Annotated in this window: 15 protein-coding genes; all 15 read left to right on the forward strand. The window is 53.0% G+C overall.

From position 1 onward, the window contains the following. The first annotated feature begins 286 nt into the window (after nucleotides 1–286). The 15 genes from FYJ84_RS08055 (at nucleotide 287) to FYJ84_RS08125 (ending at nucleotide 19,461) form a co-directional block, all read left to right on the forward strand. Nucleotides 287–1,285, forward strand: a complete 999-nt coding sequence (locus tag FYJ84_RS08055) for a deoxyguanosinetriphosphate triphosphohydrolase (protein ID WP_154407153.1) — start codon at nucleotides 287–289, stop codon at nucleotides 1,283–1,285. Between the two features lie 70 nt (nucleotides 1,286–1,355). Continuing rightward, nucleotides 1,356–4,625: a transcription-repair coupling factor gene (mfd, locus tag FYJ84_RS08060; protein WP_154407154.1), complete on the forward strand. Its 3,270-nt coding sequence runs from the start codon at nucleotides 1,356–1,358 to the stop codon at nucleotides 4,623–4,625. 76 nt (nucleotides 4,626–4,701) lie between these two features. Then, on the forward strand, nucleotides 4,702–6,180 hold the full coding sequence (yabN, locus tag FYJ84_RS08065; RefSeq protein ID WP_154407091.1) for a bifunctional methyltransferase/pyrophosphohydrolase YabN: 1,479 nt from the start codon (nucleotides 4,702–4,704) through the stop codon (nucleotides 6,178–6,180). A 140-nt stretch (nucleotides 6,181–6,320) separates the two neighbouring features. Beyond that, complete coding sequence (locus tag FYJ84_RS08070) at nucleotides 6,321–6,635, forward strand: HU family DNA-binding protein (RefSeq protein WP_154407092.1); 315 nt, start codon at nucleotides 6,321–6,323, stop codon at nucleotides 6,633–6,635. A 343-nt stretch (nucleotides 6,636–6,978) separates the two neighbouring features. Next, nucleotides 6,979–8,481: a glycerol kinase GlpK gene (gene glpK, locus FYJ84_RS08075; protein ID WP_154407093.1), complete on the forward strand. Its 1,503-nt coding sequence runs from the start codon at nucleotides 6,979–6,981 to the stop codon at nucleotides 8,479–8,481. A 47-nt stretch (nucleotides 8,482–8,528) separates the two neighbouring features. Next, nucleotides 8,529–9,518: a dihydroxyacetone kinase subunit DhaK gene (gene dhaK, locus FYJ84_RS08080; protein ID WP_277008458.1), complete on the forward strand. Its 990-nt coding sequence runs from the start codon at nucleotides 8,529–8,531 to the stop codon at nucleotides 9,516–9,518. 48 nt (nucleotides 9,519–9,566) lie between these two features. Next, the gene (gene dhaL, locus FYJ84_RS08085) at nucleotides 9,567–10,163 is read left to right on the forward strand and encodes a dihydroxyacetone kinase subunit DhaL (RefSeq protein ID WP_328596357.1); all 597 of its coding nucleotides are present in this window, start codon (nucleotides 9,567–9,569) and stop codon (nucleotides 10,161–10,163) included. Nucleotides 10,164–10,301: 138 nt separating this feature from the next. Next, nucleotides 10,302–10,688 carry a dihydroxyacetone kinase phosphoryl donor subunit DhaM gene (gene dhaM / locus FYJ84_RS08090; RefSeq protein ID WP_154407095.1) on the forward strand — a complete coding sequence of 129 codons (387 nt, stop codon included), beginning with the start codon at nucleotides 10,302–10,304 and terminating at the stop codon, nucleotides 10,686–10,688. Nucleotides 10,689–10,804: 116 nt separating this feature from the next. Continuing rightward, nucleotides 10,805–11,677: a DMT family transporter gene (locus FYJ84_RS08095; RefSeq protein ID WP_268878709.1), complete on the forward strand. Its 873-nt coding sequence runs from the start codon at nucleotides 10,805–10,807 to the stop codon at nucleotides 11,675–11,677. A gap of 121 nt (nucleotides 11,678–11,798) precedes the next feature. Then, nucleotides 11,799–13,034 (forward strand): cell division protein FtsZ, encoded by a 1,236-nt coding sequence (locus tag FYJ84_RS08100; RefSeq protein ID WP_154407097.1) that lies wholly within the window; start codon nucleotides 11,799–11,801, stop codon nucleotides 13,032–13,034. A 24-nt stretch (nucleotides 13,035–13,058) separates the two neighbouring features. Next, a complete protein-coding gene (locus tag FYJ84_RS08105; RefSeq protein ID WP_154407098.1) occupies nucleotides 13,059–13,805 on the forward strand; it encodes a tRNA threonylcarbamoyladenosine dehydratase in 747 nt (248 codons plus the stop codon). 145 nt (nucleotides 13,806–13,950) lie between these two features. Further along, nucleotides 13,951–14,673 (forward strand): PucR family transcriptional regulator, encoded by a 723-nt coding sequence (locus FYJ84_RS08110; protein ID WP_154407099.1) that lies wholly within the window; start codon nucleotides 13,951–13,953, stop codon nucleotides 14,671–14,673. A 243-nt stretch (nucleotides 14,674–14,916) separates the two neighbouring features. Next, a complete protein-coding gene (gene codB / locus FYJ84_RS08115; protein ID WP_205764159.1) occupies nucleotides 14,917–16,197 on the forward strand; it encodes a cytosine permease in 1,281 nt (426 codons plus the stop codon). Nucleotides 16,198–16,348: 151 nt separating this feature from the next. Then, nucleotides 16,349–17,602: a cytosine deaminase gene (gene codA, locus FYJ84_RS08120; protein ID WP_154407157.1), complete on the forward strand. Its 1,254-nt coding sequence runs from the start codon at nucleotides 16,349–16,351 to the stop codon at nucleotides 17,600–17,602. Nucleotides 17,603–18,684: 1,082 nt separating this feature from the next. After that, nucleotides 18,685–19,461, forward strand: a complete 777-nt coding sequence (locus tag FYJ84_RS08125) for an SDR family NAD(P)-dependent oxidoreductase (RefSeq protein WP_154407100.1) — start codon at nucleotides 18,685–18,687, stop codon at nucleotides 19,459–19,461. Nucleotides 19,462–19,477 lie beyond the last annotated feature (16 nt).

A 19,477-nucleotide genomic window follows, 5' to 3' on the forward strand; every position in this document is an offset into this window, starting at 1 on the left:
GCAGCCAGGAATATTCTGGCTAAAGCAAAAGAAATAATAGCTGCATAAGCTTCAAAGCATAAAAAAATACCGTAGGAACTACGGAAATTAACGCCCACGGAGAGTGTGTAAGACCTTTTGCTAAGGCCGAAGGCTGTTCTCGTAGAAGTGGGAATCTCCCTCCTCAAACGCTAAGCGTTAGGAGGGAGTAGTTCAAGGAAACATATATCTGATGATGGTATAATAATCTTAGTTGATTAGAGGCAATACACATCGTGATGGATACTAGATAAGGCAGGTGTTGATGATGCTGGTGCGTGAGCGGATTGAAGAACAGGAATATCTTTTGCTATCTCCTTTGGCGGCAAAAAGCAGGGAGGCTGTCAGGGACAGGCAGCAGGACGAGTGCATTTTTCGCAGCAAGTTCCAAAGAGACCGGGACAGGATAATCCATTCCAAGGCATTCCGCCGCCTGAAGCACAAGACCCAGGTATTCATCATCTCCGGTGACCACTATCGGACCCGCATGACACATAGCCTTGAGGTATCACAGATTGGCAGGACCATAGCTAGGAGCCTCCGGCTGAATGAGGATTTGACAGAGGCCATAGCCATGGGGCATGATGTGGGGCATACACCCTTCGGGCACTCCGGGGAAGCGGCATTGAACAGGCTGACGGGGCATTTTGCGCACAATGAGCAGAGCCTGCGCGTTTTGCAGGAGCTGGAGAAGGGAGGCAGGGGGCTGAACCTGACACGGGAGGTGCAGGACGGCATCCTGCATCACAGCGGCAGTGTCAGGCCTTTTACCCTGGAGGGGCGCATTGTGCACTGGGCGGACAGGATTGCCTACCTGTGCCATGACTTTGATGACAGCATGCGTGCCAATATCCTGACGGCAGATGATTTGCCGGAGGTGGTGCAGCAGCGTATCGGCACAGTGACCTCCCACATGATTACGGCAATGGTTTCCGATGTGATCTGCAACTCGGAAAAGGCAGGAGACATTGTTTTTTCAGAGCCGATGGGGGAAGCGATGGCTGTTTTTAGGGAGTTCATGTTTAAAAATATTTATCATTCCGAGCTGCTGGAACAGGAGCGCAGCCAGGGCATATTTGTGCTGGAGCAGCTATACGATTTTTTCATGAAAAACAGTGACAGGATGCCGGAGGAATTTCGGCAGCGCCGGCAGGAATGCAGCCTGCAGCAGACGGTGGTGGATTATGTGGCAGGGCTGACGGACAGCTATGCAGTCCAGCTTTTCAATGATATATTTATGCCGCCGGTAGGGGTAATGGTACGCTGATGCCGAAGCGGTTATTTTTTGCAAGTACGATAGTAGGTACAATAAAACGGAGTTTGGATGGTGATATGTGATGCAGGCGTTGCTGAATGCCATGCTGCAGGATAGTTCAATCAGGGAAATGGCAGGGCAGTTCAAGAAAAAGCAGGGGCAGGCATTTGTCTACGGGCTGGCAGGTACCCAGAAGCACAGTGCCTTTGCGGCGTGCTATCTGCAAAATACGGCGGTGATTATTACCAGCGGCAGCCAGGAGCTGAGCGGCTGGCGGGAGGATTTGCAGAGCCTGCTGCCTGATACAGAGGTGGTGGAGCTGCCGGTACTGGATATGGCGGAGTTCAATGCTGCTGCCAAGGGACTGCACAGGCTGGCAAGGCGCATGGAGGTGCTGGGCAGGCTGCTGAAGGGTGACAGGCTGGTGGTGCTGGCAACAGTGGAGGCCGCCATGCAGAAGGGCATCAGCCCCGATGCCTACCGTGAGCTCAGCCTGGTGCTGGAGCCTGGCATGGCATTTGGCAGGGAAAAGCTTTTGCAGCAGCTGGTGAAGCTGGGATACGAGCGCAGCGACCAGGTGGAGATGGCAGGAGATTTCAGCGTCAGGGGCGGTATCGTGGATGTATTCCCCCTGAACAGCCCTCATCCCTGCCGCATCGAGTTTTTTGACGATGAGATAGATTCCATCCGCAGTTTTCATATTGTTACCCAGCTGTCTGTCGAAAAGCTGGATATAGTGGAAATCCTGCCTTTTGGCGGAGTGGCGGAAAAGCAGAGAAAATCCTGCTTTACGGATTTTTTGCCAGCAGATGGCACTGTCATTATTGATGAGCCATTGAAGGCAAGGGAGGAGAGCATCAAGCTTCTCAAGGAAAATCCCGATATCCGCAGCCGCATGTTCAACTGGGAGGAGCTTAGCCAGCAGGTAGAGGGCAGAAATGTCCTCCTGCTGGCTCTTATGCTGCACAATCTGCATAACGCTGCCCTGGACAGGATTATCAGCGTCAAGGTCAATGGCGTCACATCTTATCAGAAGCAGATGGATATGGTAGTCTCAGATGCCCAGGACTGGCTGTCGGCAGGGAACGGCATGCTGATTACCCTGGGGGATATGATAAAATCAGCTTCCCTGAAGGAGCTTTTCGGCAGGCAACGGCTGGCGGCGGTGGAAACCAATCCGGAGGAGCCAGTAAAGCCGGGGCGCATCAACCTGGTGCAGGGGGCGCTTTTGAACGGCTTTGAGCTGCCTGGTGCAGGGCTGGTGCTGGTGACTGAGAAGGACATTTTCGGCAGGCAGAAAAAAAAGCTCAGCCGGGTAAGCAGCGAGGAGCGCATCAGCAGCTTCCGGGAAATCAACGTAGGGGACTATGTGGTGCATACCCAGCACGGTATCGGCAAGTACATGGGCGTGGAAACCGTGGAGATAGAGGGCATACGCCGGGATTACCTCCGCATTCAGTACGGCGGCGATGACAAGCTGTTTGTGCCTACGGACCAGGTGGGCATGCTGCAGAAATACATCGGTTCCGAGGGGGAAATTCCCCGGCTGCACCGCATGGGCAGCACCGCCTGGGCAAAGGCAAAGGCCAAGGCGAAATCCGCCGTGGAGGATATTGCCCAGGATTTAATCAGGCTGTATGCCCAGCGGAAGAAAACCCAGGGCTTTGCCTTCGGGCCGGATACCGTGTGGCAGAATGAGTTTGAGGACGCATTTCCCTTTGAGGAAACCCCCGACCAGCTGGCTGCCATCAATGATATCAAGCGGGACATGGAGAGGCAGCAGCCCATGGACAGGCTGCTCTGCGGCGATGTGGGCTTCGGCAAGACGGAGGTGGCCATCCGGGCTGCCTTCAAGGCTGTCATGGGGGGCAAGCAGGTGGCGGTGCTGGTGCCTACCACGGTGCTGGCCCAGCAGCATTACCAGACCTTTGAGGAAAGGTTCAGGAATTTTGGTCCTTCGGTGGATGTAATCAATCGATTCCGCAGTGCCAAGGAACAGAAGGCAATCCTGGAGAAGACCAGGGAAGGAAGGGTGGATATCCTCATCGGCACCCATGCCCTGCTGAACCAGAAAAAGGTGCAGTTCAAGGATTTGGGGCTTTTGATTGTAGACGAGGAACAGCGTTTTGGCGTCAAGCAGAAGGAAAAAATCAAGAGCCTTGCTGTCGGCATAGATGTGCTTACCCTCAGTGCCACCCCGATACCCCGTACCCTGCACATGTCCCTGGCAGGGGCGAGGGATATGAGCATTATCAGTTCGCCGCCTCAGGAACGCTTCCCGGTGCAGACCTACGTTGTGGAAAACAGCAATAGTATCATCAGGAACGCCATTCACAGGGAGCTGAAGCGGGGCGGACAGGTTTATTTTGTCTACAACAGGGTGGAAACCATTGAGCAGATGAAGCTGAAGCTGGAGGAAATCGTGCCGGATGCGGTGATTCAGATTGCCCACGGCCAGATGCCGGAGGCACAGCTGGAGCGCGTCATGGTGGAGTTCTACGAGGGTAAGTACGATATCCTGCTGGCTACCAGCATCATCGAAAGCGGGCTGGATATTGCCAACGCCAACACGATTATTGTTTATGATGCGGATAGGTTTGGCCTGGCACAGCTCTACCAGATGCGGGGCCGGGTGGGGCGTTCCAATCACCTTGCCTATGCCTACCTGCTGTATCAGCAGAACAAAGTCCTCAGCGAGGTGGCGGAAAAGCGCTTGCAGGCCATCAAGGAATTTGCAGAGCTGGGGGCAGGCTTCAAGATTGCCATGCGTGACCTGGAAATCCGGGGTGCCGGTGACCTTTTGGGTGCCCAGCAGCACGGGCACATTGCCAGCGTGGGCTTTGAGATGTACTGCCGCCTTCTGGATGAGGCAATGCAGCAGATCAAGACCGGCAAGCCGGTGGAGATTATCCCTGAGCCGTTGATAGAAATCCCTGTGGAGGCATATCTGGATGGTGGCTACATCGGTGATGCCATGCACAAGATTGAGATTTATCAGAAGATTGCCGCTGTCAGGGACAATGACCAGCTGGAGGCTGTCTTCGGGGAGCTGACGGACCGCTTCGGGGAGCCGCCGATGCAGGTGCTGAACCTTCTGGATGTGGCGAAGGTGAGAAACTACGCCCGTCAGATAGGCATTGAGAAGATTGTCCAGACGCCGATGTTTTTGGAGATTTATTTCAGGGATACGCCGAATATCCGCCCTGAGGGTATGCTGGCAGTTTCCCAGGAGCTGAAATCCGCCTTGAAGGTGCTGAAGGAGCGGAATCTGATGCGGATAGCCCTGAGGGCGCTGGCGCGGAAAAGGGTGCTGGACTTCGTGCTGGATATTGTGGAAAAGCTGGCAGCGTAAAATGACTATCGCTGGCAGCATAAAATGGCATTTGCCGATGCTAGCGGCGTTACAATGAATATTTCAGGAGGATTTTATGGGAAGCATAAAGGTTGTAGGGCTGGGGCCCGGTGATTTTGGCTACATTACGATGGAAAGCTGGGAGCTGATGCAGGGAGCAGAAAATCTCTATCTGCGGACAGCAAAGCACCCTACCGTGCCCATGCTGGCAGAGCGGGGCATCAGCTTTGCCACCTATGACAGCTTCTACGAGGAAGCGGAGGATTTTGCCCATCTTTATCAGCGGATTGCCGATGACCTTATTGCCAAGGCGCAGTCGGGCATAGATATCGTCTATGCCGTGCCCGGGAGCCCTATGGTGGCGGAAAAGACCGTGGTGCTGCTGAGGGAAAAGGCGGCAGGGCTTGCCGGCAGGGCAGATGAGGTGAAGCTTGACATCCTGCCGGGCATGAGCTTTGTGGAGGTGCTCTACGGCAAGCTGGGCATTGACCCTATTGACGGGCTGACGATTATCGATGCGGAGGATTTTGCCAGCCTGCCGGTGGATATGCCTACCGGGCTGGTGGTAACCCAGGTGTACAACCGGCAGATTGCCTCCGATGCCAAGCTGAGCCTGATGGAGGTGCTGCCGGACGAGTATCCTGTCACCTATATCCATAAACTGGGCATGCCGGATGAGAGCATCCGGGAGATTCCCCTCTACGAGCTGGACAGGCAGCCGGATATTGATTACCTCACCAGCCTCTACATCAGGCCTTATCCCAAAAAGCCGGAGTTTGACATCACGCCACTGCAGGATATTATCAAGACATTGAGGGAGCCGGGGGGCTGCCCTTGGGATATTGCCCAGACTCACGAGAGCATCCGCAGGAACCTCATCGAGGAAACCTATGAGGTGCTTGAGGCTATCGACCTGGAGGATTATGACCTTTTGTGCGAGGAGCTGGGAGATCTTCTCATGCAGGTGGTCTTCCATGCCCGCATGGCGGAGGAAGCAGGGGAGTTCTCCATGCAGGATGTGGTGGAGGGCGTCACGGAAAAGCTGGTGCGCCGCCATCCCCATGTGTTCGGGGATGTGCAGGCAGCTGATGCCGGTTCCGCCCTCATCAGCTGGGAGGCTGTGAAGAAAGAGGAGAAGAAGGATCGAAAATCCCTGCTGGACGGGGTGCCGAAGGATTTGCCTGCCCTGATGGCAGCCCAGAAGCTGCAGGGCAAGGCGGCAAAGGCCGGTTTTGACTGGGAGGCGCCGGAGCCTGTCTGGGACAAAATCCACGAGGAGCTGGCGGAGCTGAAGGAAGCCGTGGCAGAAGGGGATGCCGGGCATATTGCCGAGGAGCTGGGTGATGTGCTTTTTACCATCGTCAACCTGGCACGGTTCCTGAAGGCGGACAGCGAAATGGCACTCCTTGGCTGCAATCAGAAATTCCGCAGCCGGTTTTCCTTCGTGGAGCAGAAGGTCAGGGAGCAGGGCGGCAGCTGGCAGGATTTCACTTTGGCACAGCTGGACGAATACTGGAATGAGGCCAAGCGGCAGCAGGGAAAACCGATACAGTAAATTTTTGCAAAAATTTCTGGAAAATATAAAAAAATAGTGCAAAATCCCAGTGTTTATGGTATATTGTAGTCAATCGGCAAGGGGTTGCCGGGGATTTTGCAGAGTATTATTATATTTTTATACTTTGAGGGGGAAATTGCATGAATAAGGCAGATTTAGTGGCAAAGGTTGCTGAGAAGTCCGGTGTTACCAAGAAGGATGCTGAAAAGGCTGTTGCAGGTATTTTTGCAGCTGTGCAGGAGGCATTAGTAGCCGGTGACAAGGTTCAGGTGCTGGGCTTTGGTACTTTTGAGGTCAAGGAGCGTGCTGCCCGTACCGGCCGCAATCCGCAGACCGGCGAGGAGCTGCAGATTGCCGCTTCCAAGAATCCTTCCTTCAAGCCGGGCAAGGCTCTGAAGGAGGCTGTGAATGTAAAGCCTGCCAAGGGCAAGAAAAAGGCAAAGAGCAAGAAATAAAAATATCATAATAAAATGCAAACAGCCCGGTTTCGCGTGAAACCGGGCTGTTTTATTACTTAGTGTTATGGAGTTTGGAGCATGATGAGATATTTCTTACGTTCTGGCATGGCAACTTCAAGAATAGTGAGTGCTTTTTCAGCCGAGCAATGAGTATTTTTCATTTCAGATTGAAAGCGGCAGATTGGCACGGAAATTTTGTTAAGAAAAAAATAAAAAAATTTTAGAATCAAGCAGGAAAAATCCATGGGCATGGCGAATAATAACTTGAAAAGAAGTTGCGGGGGTCTGAGGGGATCTCCGCTGCTTGACAGCGTTATTATTTTGCAGAGGGGGATTTTGAATGGCTAAGAAATATGTAATGGCATTGGATGCAGGTACTACTTCCAACAGGGCAATCATTTTTGATGAAAATTCCAAGATTATCGGCGTGGCTCAGAAGGAGTTTACCCAGCATTTTCCGAAGCCGGGCTGGGTTGAGCATGATGCAGAGGAAATCTGGAGCACCATGTGCGAGGTCATGAAGGGTGCGCTGGAGCAGAGCGGCCTGGAGGCCAGCGATATTGCCGCTATCGGCATCACCAACCAGCGTGAGACTGCGGTAGTCTGGGACAAGAATACCGGGCGTCCTGTGTACCATGCTATTGTATGGCAGTCCCGTCAGACCTCCGGGATTGTGGATGACCTGAAGGCAAAGGGGCTTTTGGAGGAATTCAAGCAGAAGACCGGACTTACTCTTGATGCTTATTTCTCCGGCACCAAGATTACCTGGATTCTGGATAATGTAGAGGGTACCCGTGCCCGTGCTGAGGCCGGTGACCTGATTTTCGGTACTATTGATACATGGCTTATCTGGAAGCTGACCGGCGGCAAGGCACATGTAACTGATTATTCCAACGCTTCCCGTACCCTGATGTACAACATCAAGGAGCTGAAGTGGGATGATGCCCTCATCGGCTATCTGAACGTGCCGAAGACCATGCTGCCGGAGGTGCGTCCTTCTTCCAGCGTGTATGGCTACAGCATTCCTGCCATTCTCGGTTCTTCGATTCCTGTTGCCGGTGCTGCCGGTGACCAGCAGGCTGCCCTCTTTGGCCAGAACTGCTTCCAGCCGGGCGAGGCAAAGAACACCTATGGTACCGGCTGCTTCATGCTGATGAATACCGGCACTGATATTTATGACTCCAAGAACGGCCTGGTTACCACTATTGCCTGGGGCTTGGACGGCAAGGTTGAGTACGCTCTGGAGGGCTCTATTTTTGTTGCCGGTTCCGCCATCCAGTGGCTTCGTGACGGTGCCCGCATGGTTGACTCCGCCCCTGACTCCGAGTGGGTGGCAAAGAAGGTCCGTGATACCGGTGGCGTGTACCTGGTTCCTGCTTTCGTCGGCCTGGGGGCTCCGTACTGGGATTCTGATGCCCGTGGCATGATTATCGGTATCACCCGTGGCACTACCAAGGCTCATATCGTCCGGGCAACCCTTGAGTCCCTGGCATATCAGACCAAGGATGTGCTGGGAGCCATGGAAGCTGACTCCGGCATCAAGCTGGCTGCCCTGAAGGTAGATGGCGGTGCTGTTGCCAACAACCTGATGATGCAGTTCCAGGCTGATATTCTGGGGGTTCCTGTGGATCGTCCGCAGATTATTGAGACTACCGCTCTTGGTGCTGCTTATCTGGCAGGCCTTGCTGTGGGCGTATGGAACAGCAAGGAGGAGCTGAAGACCGCCTGGAAGCTGGATGTGCGCTTTGAGCCGGTGATGCCTGAGCAGGAGGCTGCCAAGCTGTACAAGGGCTGGAAGAAGGCTGTTAAGCACGCTATGCACTGGCTGGAGGATGAGGATTAATTCGGGATTGGCCGTTGGAATGTATGTGATGCTAGGAGGGTATTATTGTGAAGAAGATTATTAATGCAGTTGAGAACGTAGAGGAAGAAATGATTTTGGGCCTGGTAAAATCTGCTCCTGACAAGCTGCGGAAGCTGGAGTGCGGCAACGTGGTTGTCCGTGCCCGGAAGAAGGAGGGAAAGGTTGCCCTGATCAGCGGCGGCGGCAGCGGCCACGAGCCAGCTCATGGCGGTTATGTGGGCGAGGGCATGCTGGATGGCGCAGTGGCAGGTGCCGTATTTACTTCTCCTACCCCTGACCAGATTTATGAGGCTATCAAGGCAGTGGCTACTGACAAGGGCGTTCTCTGCATTGTGAAGAATTATACCGGCGATATCATGAACTTTGAGATGGCTATCGATATGGCCAAGGACGAGGATATCAATGCCGACTATGTGGTTGTGAACGATGATGTTGCCGTAAAGGATTCCCTCTACACCACCGGGCGCCGCGGCGTAGCTGGCACGGTGCTGGTTCACAAGATTGCCGGTGCTCTGGCGGAGACCGGTGCCAGCCTGGAGGAGGTCAAGGCGGTAGCCGAAAAGGTTATTGCCAACGTGCGCACCATGGGCATGGCTATTACGGCATGCACCATGCCGGCTGCCGGCAAGCCTGGCTTTGAGCTGGCAGATGATGAGATGGAAATCGGCATCGGCATCCATGGTGAGCCTGGTACCAGCCGTGAGACCTTGAAGCCGGCCAATGAGATTGCCGATGAGCTGCTGAGCAGGATTGTGGAAGATATTGACTATACAGGCAAGGAAGTTGCTGTTATAATTAATGGTATGGGTGGCACTCCGCTGATGGAGCTGTACATCGTAAATAATTATGTCTCTGACTTCCTGGCAGAAAAGGGTATCAAGATTTATGACACTATGGTAGGCAACTACATGACTTCCATTGAGATGGCAGGCTTCTCCATTACGCTCCTGCGTCTTGATGATGAGCTGAAGAAGCTGTATGATGCCAAGGCTGATACTCCTGCCTTGAAGAAATAATTTCGAGGGGAGCTGTTTTCTACGATTACGAATGACAAGATTATTGAGATTTTAAAGGCTATTGCGGCACGGATTGAGGAGCAGAAGGATTACCTGACGGAGCTGGACAACGAGATTGCCGATGGCGACCATGGCGTGAACATGGCCAAGGGCTTTAATGCCGTTGTGACGAAGCTGGATGCCATGGCTGGCAAGGATATCGGTTCCCTGCTGAAGACTACCGGCATGACCCTGGTGTCCACCGTGGGCGGTTCTGCGGGCCCTCTGTATGGCACTGCCTTCATGAAGGCTGGTGCCGTGCTGAAAGACAAGATGGAAATCGGCAGCCAGGAGCTGGTGCAGGCTCTTGAGGCTGCTATTGGCGGCATCAAGATGCGGGGCAAGGCTACTACAGGTGAGAAGACCATGCTGGATGCTATCTGCCCTGCCTATGATGCCATGAAGGCTGCTGTTGATGCAGGTGAGGACATGAAGCAGGCTGTTGCCAGGGCTGTGGAGGCAGCCAGGGCAGGTGTTGAATACACCAAGACCATCAAGGCAACCAAGGGCCGGGCAAGCTATATTGGTGACAGGAGCATCGGGCATCAGGACCCTGGCGCTACATCTGCATTGTATATGCTTGAGGTGCTGCTGGAGCAGATCTGAGCCGTAATTGTTCTAGGGATGTGTGATGATTGAAGTGGGGAAGTTTTTCTTCCCTGCTTCATTTGTTGTGTGAGATTGCGTATGTGAGAGGGTAGATAAGGAAAGTTGATGCTGTAGTGCAAAAAGGAGATGGTACAGATGGTAGGTATCGTAGTTGTATCCCACAGCCAGTGCCTGGCGGAAGGCGCTGTGGAACTGGCGAAGCTGATGGCCGGCAATGCGAGGATTGCTGCCGCCGGCGGCTTGGAGGACGGTACACCTGGCACCAGCTTTGAAAAGATAATGACGGCGATTGAAAGCGTGTACTCCGAGGATGGGGTTGCAGTGCTGATGGATATGGGGAGTGCTGTAATGACCACGGAGATGGTGATAGAGTCACTAGGGTATGACAATGTATTCATGCTGGATGGCCCGGTAGTGGAAGGTGCCATTGTGGCAGCCCTGGAGGCATCTTTGGGAACTCCTGCGGAGGAGCTGCAGTCCAAGGTGGATGAAGCAAGGGCTGCAAAAAAATTGGATTTGTGAGCTGTATGACGTTTGGCAAAGGCAAAATAAGAGTCACATTTTTCAGAAAGTGTGATTTTTATTTTGCCTTTTTTTATCTATGTGATATAATCAAAAAGATACGAAAGGGTGATTTTTTGCGAGGATATGTATATCTGCTCATGGCGTCCTTTTTTTGGGGGACCACTTTTGTAGCCCAGCTGACGGGCATGGAGTGTATCGGTCCCTTTACCTACAACATGAGCAGGTTTGTGATAGGCTTTTTTGTGGTGCTGGCCATCTGGGCTGCTTTCGGGAAGCAGAGGCAGCGTGCCAGGGCTGAGGGAAGCTATATTTCCGGCTGGAAATTCGGCATCGGCGCCGGCTGCATCATGTTTCTGGCATCTGCCTTTCAGCAGTTTGCCCTGCTGTTTACTACGGCAGGCAAGACAGCTTTTATTACTTGCCTGTACATCGTGTTCGTGCCTCTTTTTGCCAGGCTGCTTGGCAAGAGGATACGGCTGGAGAACTGGCTGGGAGCCTTTGTGGCGGCAGTGGGGCTTTACTGCCTGTCGGTGCAGGGGGAGCTGGATCTGAACTACGGTGATGTGCTGGCCTTTATCTGCTCGATTTTTTGGGCATTTCATATTTTGTTTATTGACAGGTATGCTGAACGGGCGGATAATATTGAGCTGTCGGCTGCCCAGCTGGCAGTGTGCGCCCTGCTGAATGGCATCGCCTGCTTTTGGCTGGAGACTTTTGAATGGCAGTATCTGCTGGATGCCGCTATACCGATTCTTTATGCGGCGGTGCTGTCCTCGGGAGCGGCCTTTACGCTGCAGATTATGGGGCAGAAGACGGCGGAGCCTGCACCTGCTGCAGTGATTATGAGCCTGGAGTCGGTGTTTGGGGCACTGGCAGGCTGGCTGGTGCTGGGAGAGCGGCTGTACAGCGTGGAGCTGGCAGGATGTGCCCTGATGCTGGCGGGCATGCTGATTACCCAGGCAGGTGTTATCCTGCACAGGAATTGAAATGGGCTTTAGTTTTTTGGATATATACCGGGTTTGCAGCTGGTTCGGTTGATTTTATGTTTTAACGGGTTGTTAGTGGATTAGTGGATTTAGTGGAAATTGGCATAGAGGAGGCACGAAAATGGCAGAAGTGCAGAATGGAATCAAGGGAGCAGTCATTACTATCAAGATTGTCGGTATTGGCGGCGGCGGCAATAACGTCCTGCGCCGCCTGGCAAAGGATGGTTTTGACAGGAATCAGCTCCTGGCTATAAATACAGATGTACGTCAACTGAAGGCACTGGAGGAGGACGGAATTCCCTGCCTGCTGATAGGTGCCAGCAGCACCCGGGGCCGGGGTACTGGCGGCAATGTGGAGAAGGCGCAGAATGCTGCCATCGGTGACAAGGAGGAGATCGCCAAGGCGATTGCCGGTTCTGACCTGGTGTTCCTGACTGCCGGTATGGGCAAGGGAGTAGGTACCGGGGCGGCACCGGTAGTGGCGAAGATTGCCAAGGATATGGGGATTCTCACTGTAGGCATGGTGACGCTGCCGTTTACCCATGAGGGTTCCCGGAAGATGGAGACGGCCAAGGCCGGTGTGGAGCTTTTGCGCCGCCACATGGATGCATTGGTGGTGGTCAACAACGATAATATTGAAAAGCTGCCTGAGTTCCGCCGGATTACGGTAGGTGAGACATTCTCCATGGTGGATGAGGTGCTGAGGCAGTCCATTGGCAGCATTGTGGAGATGATTGAGACTACCGGCGTGGTCAACGTGGATTTTGCGGATGTGAAGACTATCTTTACCCAGGGCAGCACCAGTGAGGCGATTATGGGCACCAGCCTGGGCAGGACGGCCCTGGAGGCGGTGCAGAACGCCATCAGCAGCCCGCTGATTGAGATTTCTGTCCGTGGCGCGAGGGGCATTATCGTCAATATTACGGGTAATTCTTCCTTGGCACTGGAGGCTGTCCGGGAGGCAAACACCTTCCTGTGCGAGAATACCCATCCTGATGTCAACAATATCTTCGGCCTGGTGGTGGATGAGAAGCTGGGCAATCAGGTGAGGGCTACGATTATCGCCACTGACTTTGACCCGAAGGTGCTGCTGGAGATGCAGAACCAGATTAAGCCGATTGCCTTTACCGGCAAGGAGCAGCAAAAGCCTAGTCTGTATGGTGACAAGCCGCCTGTAACCAGGGGCACGCTGTTTGGCAGGCAGCCGGTCCGCCAGGAGGGCGGTTCCGGGCTGGGATCTGGTGCAGGTGCCGTGCAGCAGCCTTCCGTGCAGAATGTGAACGATGTGGATGTGCCTGAGTTTATGCGCAAGAAAAATCCGGCACCGCTGATGTTCGGCAGGCGGGACAAGAATTGAGCCTTTGGATGAGGGAGTGATTTTATGCTGGATCAGTTTTCCCGTACCAGAATCCTTTTGGGCAATGCTGCCATGGAAAGGCTTGCCGGAGCCCGTGTGGCGGTGTTCGGCGTAGGGGGCGTGGGTTCCTATGCGGCGGAGGCCCTGGTCAGGTGCGGCGTGGGAAGCTTTGTGCTGGTGGACAGCGATGATGTGAGCCTGACCAATGTGAACCGGCAGATACATGCTACCCTTGATACAGTGGGGCAGTGCAAGACCAGTGTTATGGCTGAAAGGATGCGGAGCATCAATCCCGGGGTGGAGATACAGGAGATTAATGAATTTTACCTGTCGGAGAATCATGATTTGTTTTTCGGGGGCAGGCTTGATTATATCGTGGATGCCATTGATACGGTCAAGAGCAAGATAGATTTGATTGTGGAGGCTGACAGGCGGGGTATACCCATTATCAGCAGCATGGGGGCAGGCAATAAGCTGAACCCGGCGCAGCTGGAGGTGTCCGACATCTATAAGACCAGTGTCTGTCCCTTGGCGAGAGCTCTCAGGCAGAAGCTGAAGAAGCTGGGAATCAGGAAGCTGAAGGTGGTTTATTCCAAGGAGGAGCCTCTTAAGCCCATGGTGATTGAGGGGCATACGGAGGAACCGCCAGGCTCACGGCATACGGTGCCGGGCAGCGTGTCCTTTGTGCCGTCTGTGGCAGGGCTGATTGCAGCCAGCGAGGTTGTCAAGGATTTGGTGAAGGCTCGGGCTTCTGACAGGTTGCAATCCTGAGTTTTTGTAATAGTAAAATATTGGTGTAGCTGATGCTATTGTATGTAACGATGAGGTTATATTGCCGCAGGGACGGCAGTATGGCCTCTTTTTGTGTTTTTGGGTGCAGGGCTGGTTTACCTGTGGCAGGAAAGAAGGGGTTGTTATGCTTACATGCGGTGATTTGAAAAATTTGCCGGTGCTGCAAAAAATAAAATATCTGACAGGGGACAGCGGTCTTGCCAATCCCATTCGCTGGACCTTTGTGCCGGAAACGGAGAAGCTTGAGCCCTGGATACATGGCGGTGAGCTTTTGCTGCTCAGCGGCGCCTTGTCCCAGCGCAGGGGTTTCCGGCTGGGACAGGTCCTGCTGGATGCCATGCGGCTGAAAATGGCAGGTGCCGTGCTGCTGGTGGGGGACAGCTACATTCAGAAGGTGCCCAGGGAAGCTATTGCCAGGGCGATAGAGCAGGATTTTGCCATTATGGCTATTCCCTGGAATGTACCGCTGGTGGATATTCAGGAGGCTGTGGCAAGGGCTATTGTGATGAGCGATACGCAGCTGACACTGGATAATGCCCTGGATTTTTTGCTGCAGGGTAGGATCAGTGCCAGGGAATATGCAGGCTTTGTGCTGGCACCTTTTTTGGCACAGGAGGAAAGGACCTGCCGGGGGCTTTTGGAGACATTGGAGTCGTATTTTGCCTGCAATGGCAATACCATCAAGGCTGCAGAGCTGCTTTTTGTGCATCGCAATACCGTCAAATACCGCCTGGGGCAGGCGGAGGCCATCCTGGGCTGCTCGCTCTCCGATGCCGGTGTCAGGCTGAAGGTGCAGCTGGCACTGTATATCCGCAGCCAGGAGCAGGATAATGGGAAGAAGGTGTAGTTTTTGTGCAGCCTGCACAAGGAAGCAGGGGATTTTTGGCCATGCTGCACAAAAATCAGGCATTTTGTTGACGATAGTGGTCTTGCTGGCTATAATGTGAGCATAACGATGAGTTAAGAACAAGCAAATTTGATAGTGGACACTTGTGGACAACGTGGTTCTCGCTTCTGTGACGTATGGGCGCAGGGGCGGGAGCCTTTTTATTTGCTTTTGTTGGATGTGTGCAGAAAGAAGGTAATTATGATGGCAGAGAAGAAGCTTGACAATGATTTTTCCCTGACAGCGGTAGGGAAGGAGGGCCGTCGCGGACTGGTGCCGATGATGGCTATCATGCTGGGATTTACTTTTTATACCGGTACTATGCTGACCGGCGGCCGGCTGGGCACCAGCCTGACCTTTACTGATTTGGCGGCAGCTCTTTTGATTGGTGACTTGATTTTGGGGATTTATACGGCCCTGCTGGCGTATATGGGCGGCAAAACCGGCCTTTCCACTCATCTTTTGGCACGTTATGCCTTTGGTGAGAAGGGCTCCTATCTGGTTTCCGGCATCCTGGGGCTTACCCAGGTGGGATGGTTCGGTGTCAGTGTCGTGATGCTGGCTTTGCCGATCAGCAAGATTTTTGGCATTGATATTACGCCGGTGATTCTGGTCAGCGGTGCCATGATGGTGGCCACTGCGTATTTCGGCGTGAAGTCCCTGACTATTCTCAGTATTGTGGCAGTGCCTTCCATTGCGGTGCTGGGCTGCTATTCTTCCGCTATTTCCCTGGATGCCATCGGCGGCTGGGGCGAGCTGATGGATTCTACTGCGGTCAGCACCATGAGCCTGACTATGGCACTGAGCCTGGTGGTGGGCTCCTTTATTTCCGGCGGTACCTTGACGCCAGATTTTGCCCGTTTTTCCCGCACGCCGAGGATTGCGGTGGCGTCTACTGTGGCAGCGTTCTTTATTGGCAATATCCTCATGTTTGCCTTTGGTGCCATCGGCGGCCTTGCCACAGGCATGGCAGATATTTCCGATGTGATGATTGCTCAGGGGCTGGTGCTTTCCGGCATCATTATCCTGGGGCTGAATATCTGGACGACCAATGACAATACCATTTATGCGGCAAGCCTGGCTTTTTCCAATATTACCAAGATGCCGAAGAAGCAGTGGGTTGTTATTAATGGTGTTCTTTCCACGGTTTTTGCCATGGTGCTGTACAATCATTTTATTCCTCTTTTGAGCTTCCTCAGTGCGATTATCCCGCCTCTGGGTGCCGTGATGCTCATGGATTATTTCTTCCTGAACCACAAGGCTTACGAGGGGGATTTTGCCGAGGCTGAGTTCTCCGTGGTTAATGTACCGGCTATTCTGGCTGTGGTTGTGGGCGGCCTTTGCGGTCATCTGCCTGTAGGTGTTGGCTGCCTCAATGCGGTGCTGGGGGCAATGGTTTCCTATGGCGCCTTTATGACTGCCAGGAATGTATGGGCCGGCAGGGGCAATGACGATGATTTTGGCAATATGATTCACAATGTATGAGCCAGCAGGTGATGAGCTGTTGCATGGGCTTTTATATAAGCTTATGCGTGGCAGGTAATTCTGAAATGCAATGACAGGTGCTGCAATGGAGGGGCAGGGAAATCGCTTCTGTTGCAGCACATATTTTTTAGAGAAGGAAGATTGGATGATTATGAAGAAGTTATACAAGAATGCGAGACTGGCGGATGCCAAGGAGCTGCAGGATTTCTTGGTGGAAAATGGCAGGTTTGCCGCAATTGGTGCTAATTTGTCTGCTGATGATGCCCAGGTGGTGGATCTGGGGGGCAGGCTGGTGATTGCTCCTTATGTGGATCCCCATCTGCATCTGGATTATGTTTATACTGCTTTGGGGGAGGGTGCGAGAAATGATAGCGGTACCCTCTTTGAGGGAATTAAGCGCTGGAGCGAGACCAAGGCCGGTGCTACGGTTGAGGAAATCAAGGCAAGGGCGAAGCGGGCTGTCCGGGAGGAGCTGCTGCACGGTGTGCAGTATATCCGTACCCATGTGGATGTGACGGACCCGAAGCTGACTGCCTTGAAAGCACTTCTTGAGCTGAGGGAGGAGCTGAAGGATGTGGTGACCATTCAGATTGTGGCGTTCCCTCAGGAGGGCATGTATGCGTATCCGGGCGGTGCCAAGCTGGTGGAGGAGGCTCTCAGGATGGGGGCTGACTGCGTGGGGGGGATTCCTCATTTTGAGCTTGCCAGGGAGTTCGGGGAGATGTCTGTGCGCAAGGCTGTGGAGCTGGCGGTGCAGTATGACAAGCTGATTGACTTGCATTGCGATGAGACGGATGATGACCAGTCGCGCTTTTTGGAGCTGTTGACTGCCTTGGTGATTATGGAGGATATAGGGGAAAGGACTACGGCAAGCCATACCTGTTCCTTTGGCTCGGTGAATAATGCCTATGCTTTCCGCATGATGGCAAATTTCAAGCGGGCGGGGATTAATTTTATTTCCTGTCCGACTGAGAATATTTATTTGCAGGGACGGCAGGACAGCTATCCGAAGCGCAGGGGGCTTACCCGGGTGAAGGAGTTTTTTGAGGCAGGGATTAATGTGTGCTTTGCTCAGGACTCTATTTCTGACCCGTGGTATCCCCTGGGCAATGGCAATATGATGAATATCCTGGACCATGGGATTCATATCTGCCAGATGATGTCCTTTGAGGAGATTGACAGGGCTTTTGAGCTGGTGACTGTCAATGGTGCCAGGACCATGCATCTGATGGATGAGTACGGGATTTTTGCTGGCAGGCCGGCAAGCTTCCTGGTGCTGGAGGCGGAGTCTGTTTTTGAGGCTATCCGCAACAGAGTTGGGGTGCTGCGCTCTGTACGCAAGGGTGAGGAGCTGTTTGTCCGCGAACCAGTGAAGATTTCAGTTTATCGTAGTGCTGGATTGTAACTACGAGCATATATTGAATGAAATAGTTTGACAGTTCGTGGACTCTGTTCAGACATTATTAAAAGGACAGGTAGCGGCAGTACCCATAGAAAACTCGCTCTCGCTCTTAGCACAGCCTCGCGCTTCTAAGCTCCTGCATCGCTTACGCTCGCACTCGCTAAGAAGCGAGGCTGCACTCAAGGTTTTCCTTGGGTACATGCCGCACCTGTCCTTCTTTTAGTCTGAACAGATATGCACATAATAATCCAACTGCATTCAATTAGTATGCAACTGTAGCAACTAATTCTGACTTTACGAGCAAGCCTGAAAAGGAGGAGCCGGGAGGCTGACGAAACTTGCAATTGCCAACCGTTGCATAACGTATAGTGCAAATAAATAATTCTTTAGCCCAACTGTATAAGTTGCATGGGATAAACTGCTAACCTTAGCATAAGAATATAGTGACATGTAAACAAGCCTGTTTATAAGAGCAGGTTGCCTTGCATAGTTGTTGGCAGTAGCGGGCCTCGTCAGCGCCCAGCCCCCCTATTTCAGGCTTATTCGTAAAGCTGTATGGGGCACTATGGTAACAAATAATGTATGTGGTTCTGTCATTTTGTTTATATCTGTTCAGACAAAGAAAGGGATGAGTGAGGACAGTACCCATAGAAAACCTTTGTTGTACATCGGTGCTTAGCGACTTGCAAGCCGTAGGCGTAGCAAAAGCTTAGCATCCGCTAGGCACAAAGGGATAACGAAACCCTATTGACATGAATTAGTTTCGAGGATAAATCCTTGTATGCTAGGCGGAGGAGGAAGGCATGGTGGTTCCATGCCGACCGACGACAACAACGCAGACAAGGATTTAGACCGAAAATAATCATGGATATAGGGTTTTGTTATCCCTCGAGCGAGAGCGTGTTTTCTATGGGGAGCTGTCCCGCTCAGCCCATTTTTATAGTCTGAACAGAGTACACAAACTAACAAAACTTATCCGTTAATGTTCCCAAAGTCTCGTACCTTCACGATGATAAACTGAAATTTCCCAATATTGTAGTCGATATTATATGTGCACACATTTTGTTGAAGGATGGGAAGCGTTTATGGATAAAGCAGGGAAAAAAGTTGTTTTGATTACCGGCGGCACGTCCGGTATCGGGCTGGCAGCAGCGGTGCTGTTTTTGCAGGATGGCTGGCAGGTGGCTGTCATGGGCAGGGATGCTGGAAAAGGGCAGGAGGCTCTGGATTATCTCAAAAAAAATGACGGAAAGGCCGGAAATATCGGGGAGGCAGTGTACTTGCAGGGGGATGTGTCCAGCATGGAGGATTGCCGCCGGGCGGTGGCTGAGACAGCCGGGCACTTTGGCAGGCTGGATGCCCTGATCAACTCGGCAGGAATTTATTTTGAGCGTGCCATTGAGGATGTGGATGAGGAAGCATTTGACAGGATGCTGTCCGTCAACCTCAAGGGGACGTATTTTATGACCAAATACGCCATAGAGATTATGAAAAAGCAGGGCAGCGGCTGCATCGTCAACGTGTCCTCGGATGCGGGGCTGCAGGGCAACATGCTGTGCAGCACCTACTGCGCTTCCAAGGGGGCGGTGAATATGTTCACCAAGGCCATGGCGCTGGAACTGGGGCCCTTTGGCATCCGCATCAATGCCGTCTGCCCGGGGGATGTACTGACGCCTCTGACTGAGGCACAGCTGTTGCAGTATCCTGACCGGGAGCAGGCACTGGGGGAGATGGGCAGCGTCTATCCCTTGGGGCGCATAGCTTCTCCCGAGGAAGTTGCCTCCGTGATAAAATTCCTTTGCAGCCGGGAGGCGGGCTTTGTCAACGGTGCCCTGTGGAGCATTGATGGCGGGCTGACCTGACAGCCCGATGGGCGGA

This window comes from Anaerovibrio slackiae, from assembly GCF_009695585.1.
GTDB classification, from domain to species: Bacteria; Bacillota; Negativicutes; order Selenomonadales; family Selenomonadaceae; genus Anaerovibrio; species Anaerovibrio slackiae.

Bases quoted from the DNA above. Each gene is read 5' to 3' on its own strand.
- FYJ84_RS08055 (WP_154407153.1), top strand. From the start codon at position 287: ATGCTGGTGCGTGAGCGGATTGAAGAACAGGAATATCTTTTGCTATCT.
- mfd (WP_154407154.1), top strand. From the start codon at position 1,356: ATGCAGGCGTTGCTGAATGCCATGCTGCAGGATAGTTCAATCAGGGAA.
- yabN (WP_154407091.1), top strand. From the start codon at position 4,702: ATGGGAAGCATAAAGGTTGTAGGGCTGGGGCCCGGTGATTTTGGCTAC.
- FYJ84_RS08070 (WP_154407092.1), top strand. From the start codon at position 6,321: ATGAATAAGGCAGATTTAGTGGCAAAGGTTGCTGAGAAGTCCGGTGTT.
- glpK (WP_154407093.1), top strand. From the start codon at position 6,979: ATGGCTAAGAAATATGTAATGGCATTGGATGCAGGTACTACTTCCAAC.
- dhaM (WP_154407095.1), top strand. From the start codon at position 10,302: ATGGTAGGTATCGTAGTTGTATCCCACAGCCAGTGCCTGGCGGAAGGC.
- FYJ84_RS08100 (WP_154407097.1), top strand. From the start codon at position 11,799: ATGGCAGAAGTGCAGAATGGAATCAAGGGAGCAGTCATTACTATCAAG.
- FYJ84_RS08105 (WP_154407098.1), top strand. From the start codon at position 13,059: ATGCTGGATCAGTTTTCCCGTACCAGAATCCTTTTGGGCAATGCTGCC.
- FYJ84_RS08110 (WP_154407099.1), top strand. From the start codon at position 13,951: ATGCTTACATGCGGTGATTTGAAAAATTTGCCGGTGCTGCAAAAAATA.
- codB (WP_205764159.1), top strand. From the start codon at position 14,917: ATGGCAGAGAAGAAGCTTGACAATGATTTTTCCCTGACAGCGGTAGGG.
- codA (WP_154407157.1), top strand. From the start codon at position 16,349: ATGAAGAAGTTATACAAGAATGCGAGACTGGCGGATGCCAAGGAGCTG.
- FYJ84_RS08125 (WP_154407100.1), top strand. From the start codon at position 18,685: ATGGATAAAGCAGGGAAAAAAGTTGTTTTGATTACCGGCGGCACGTCC.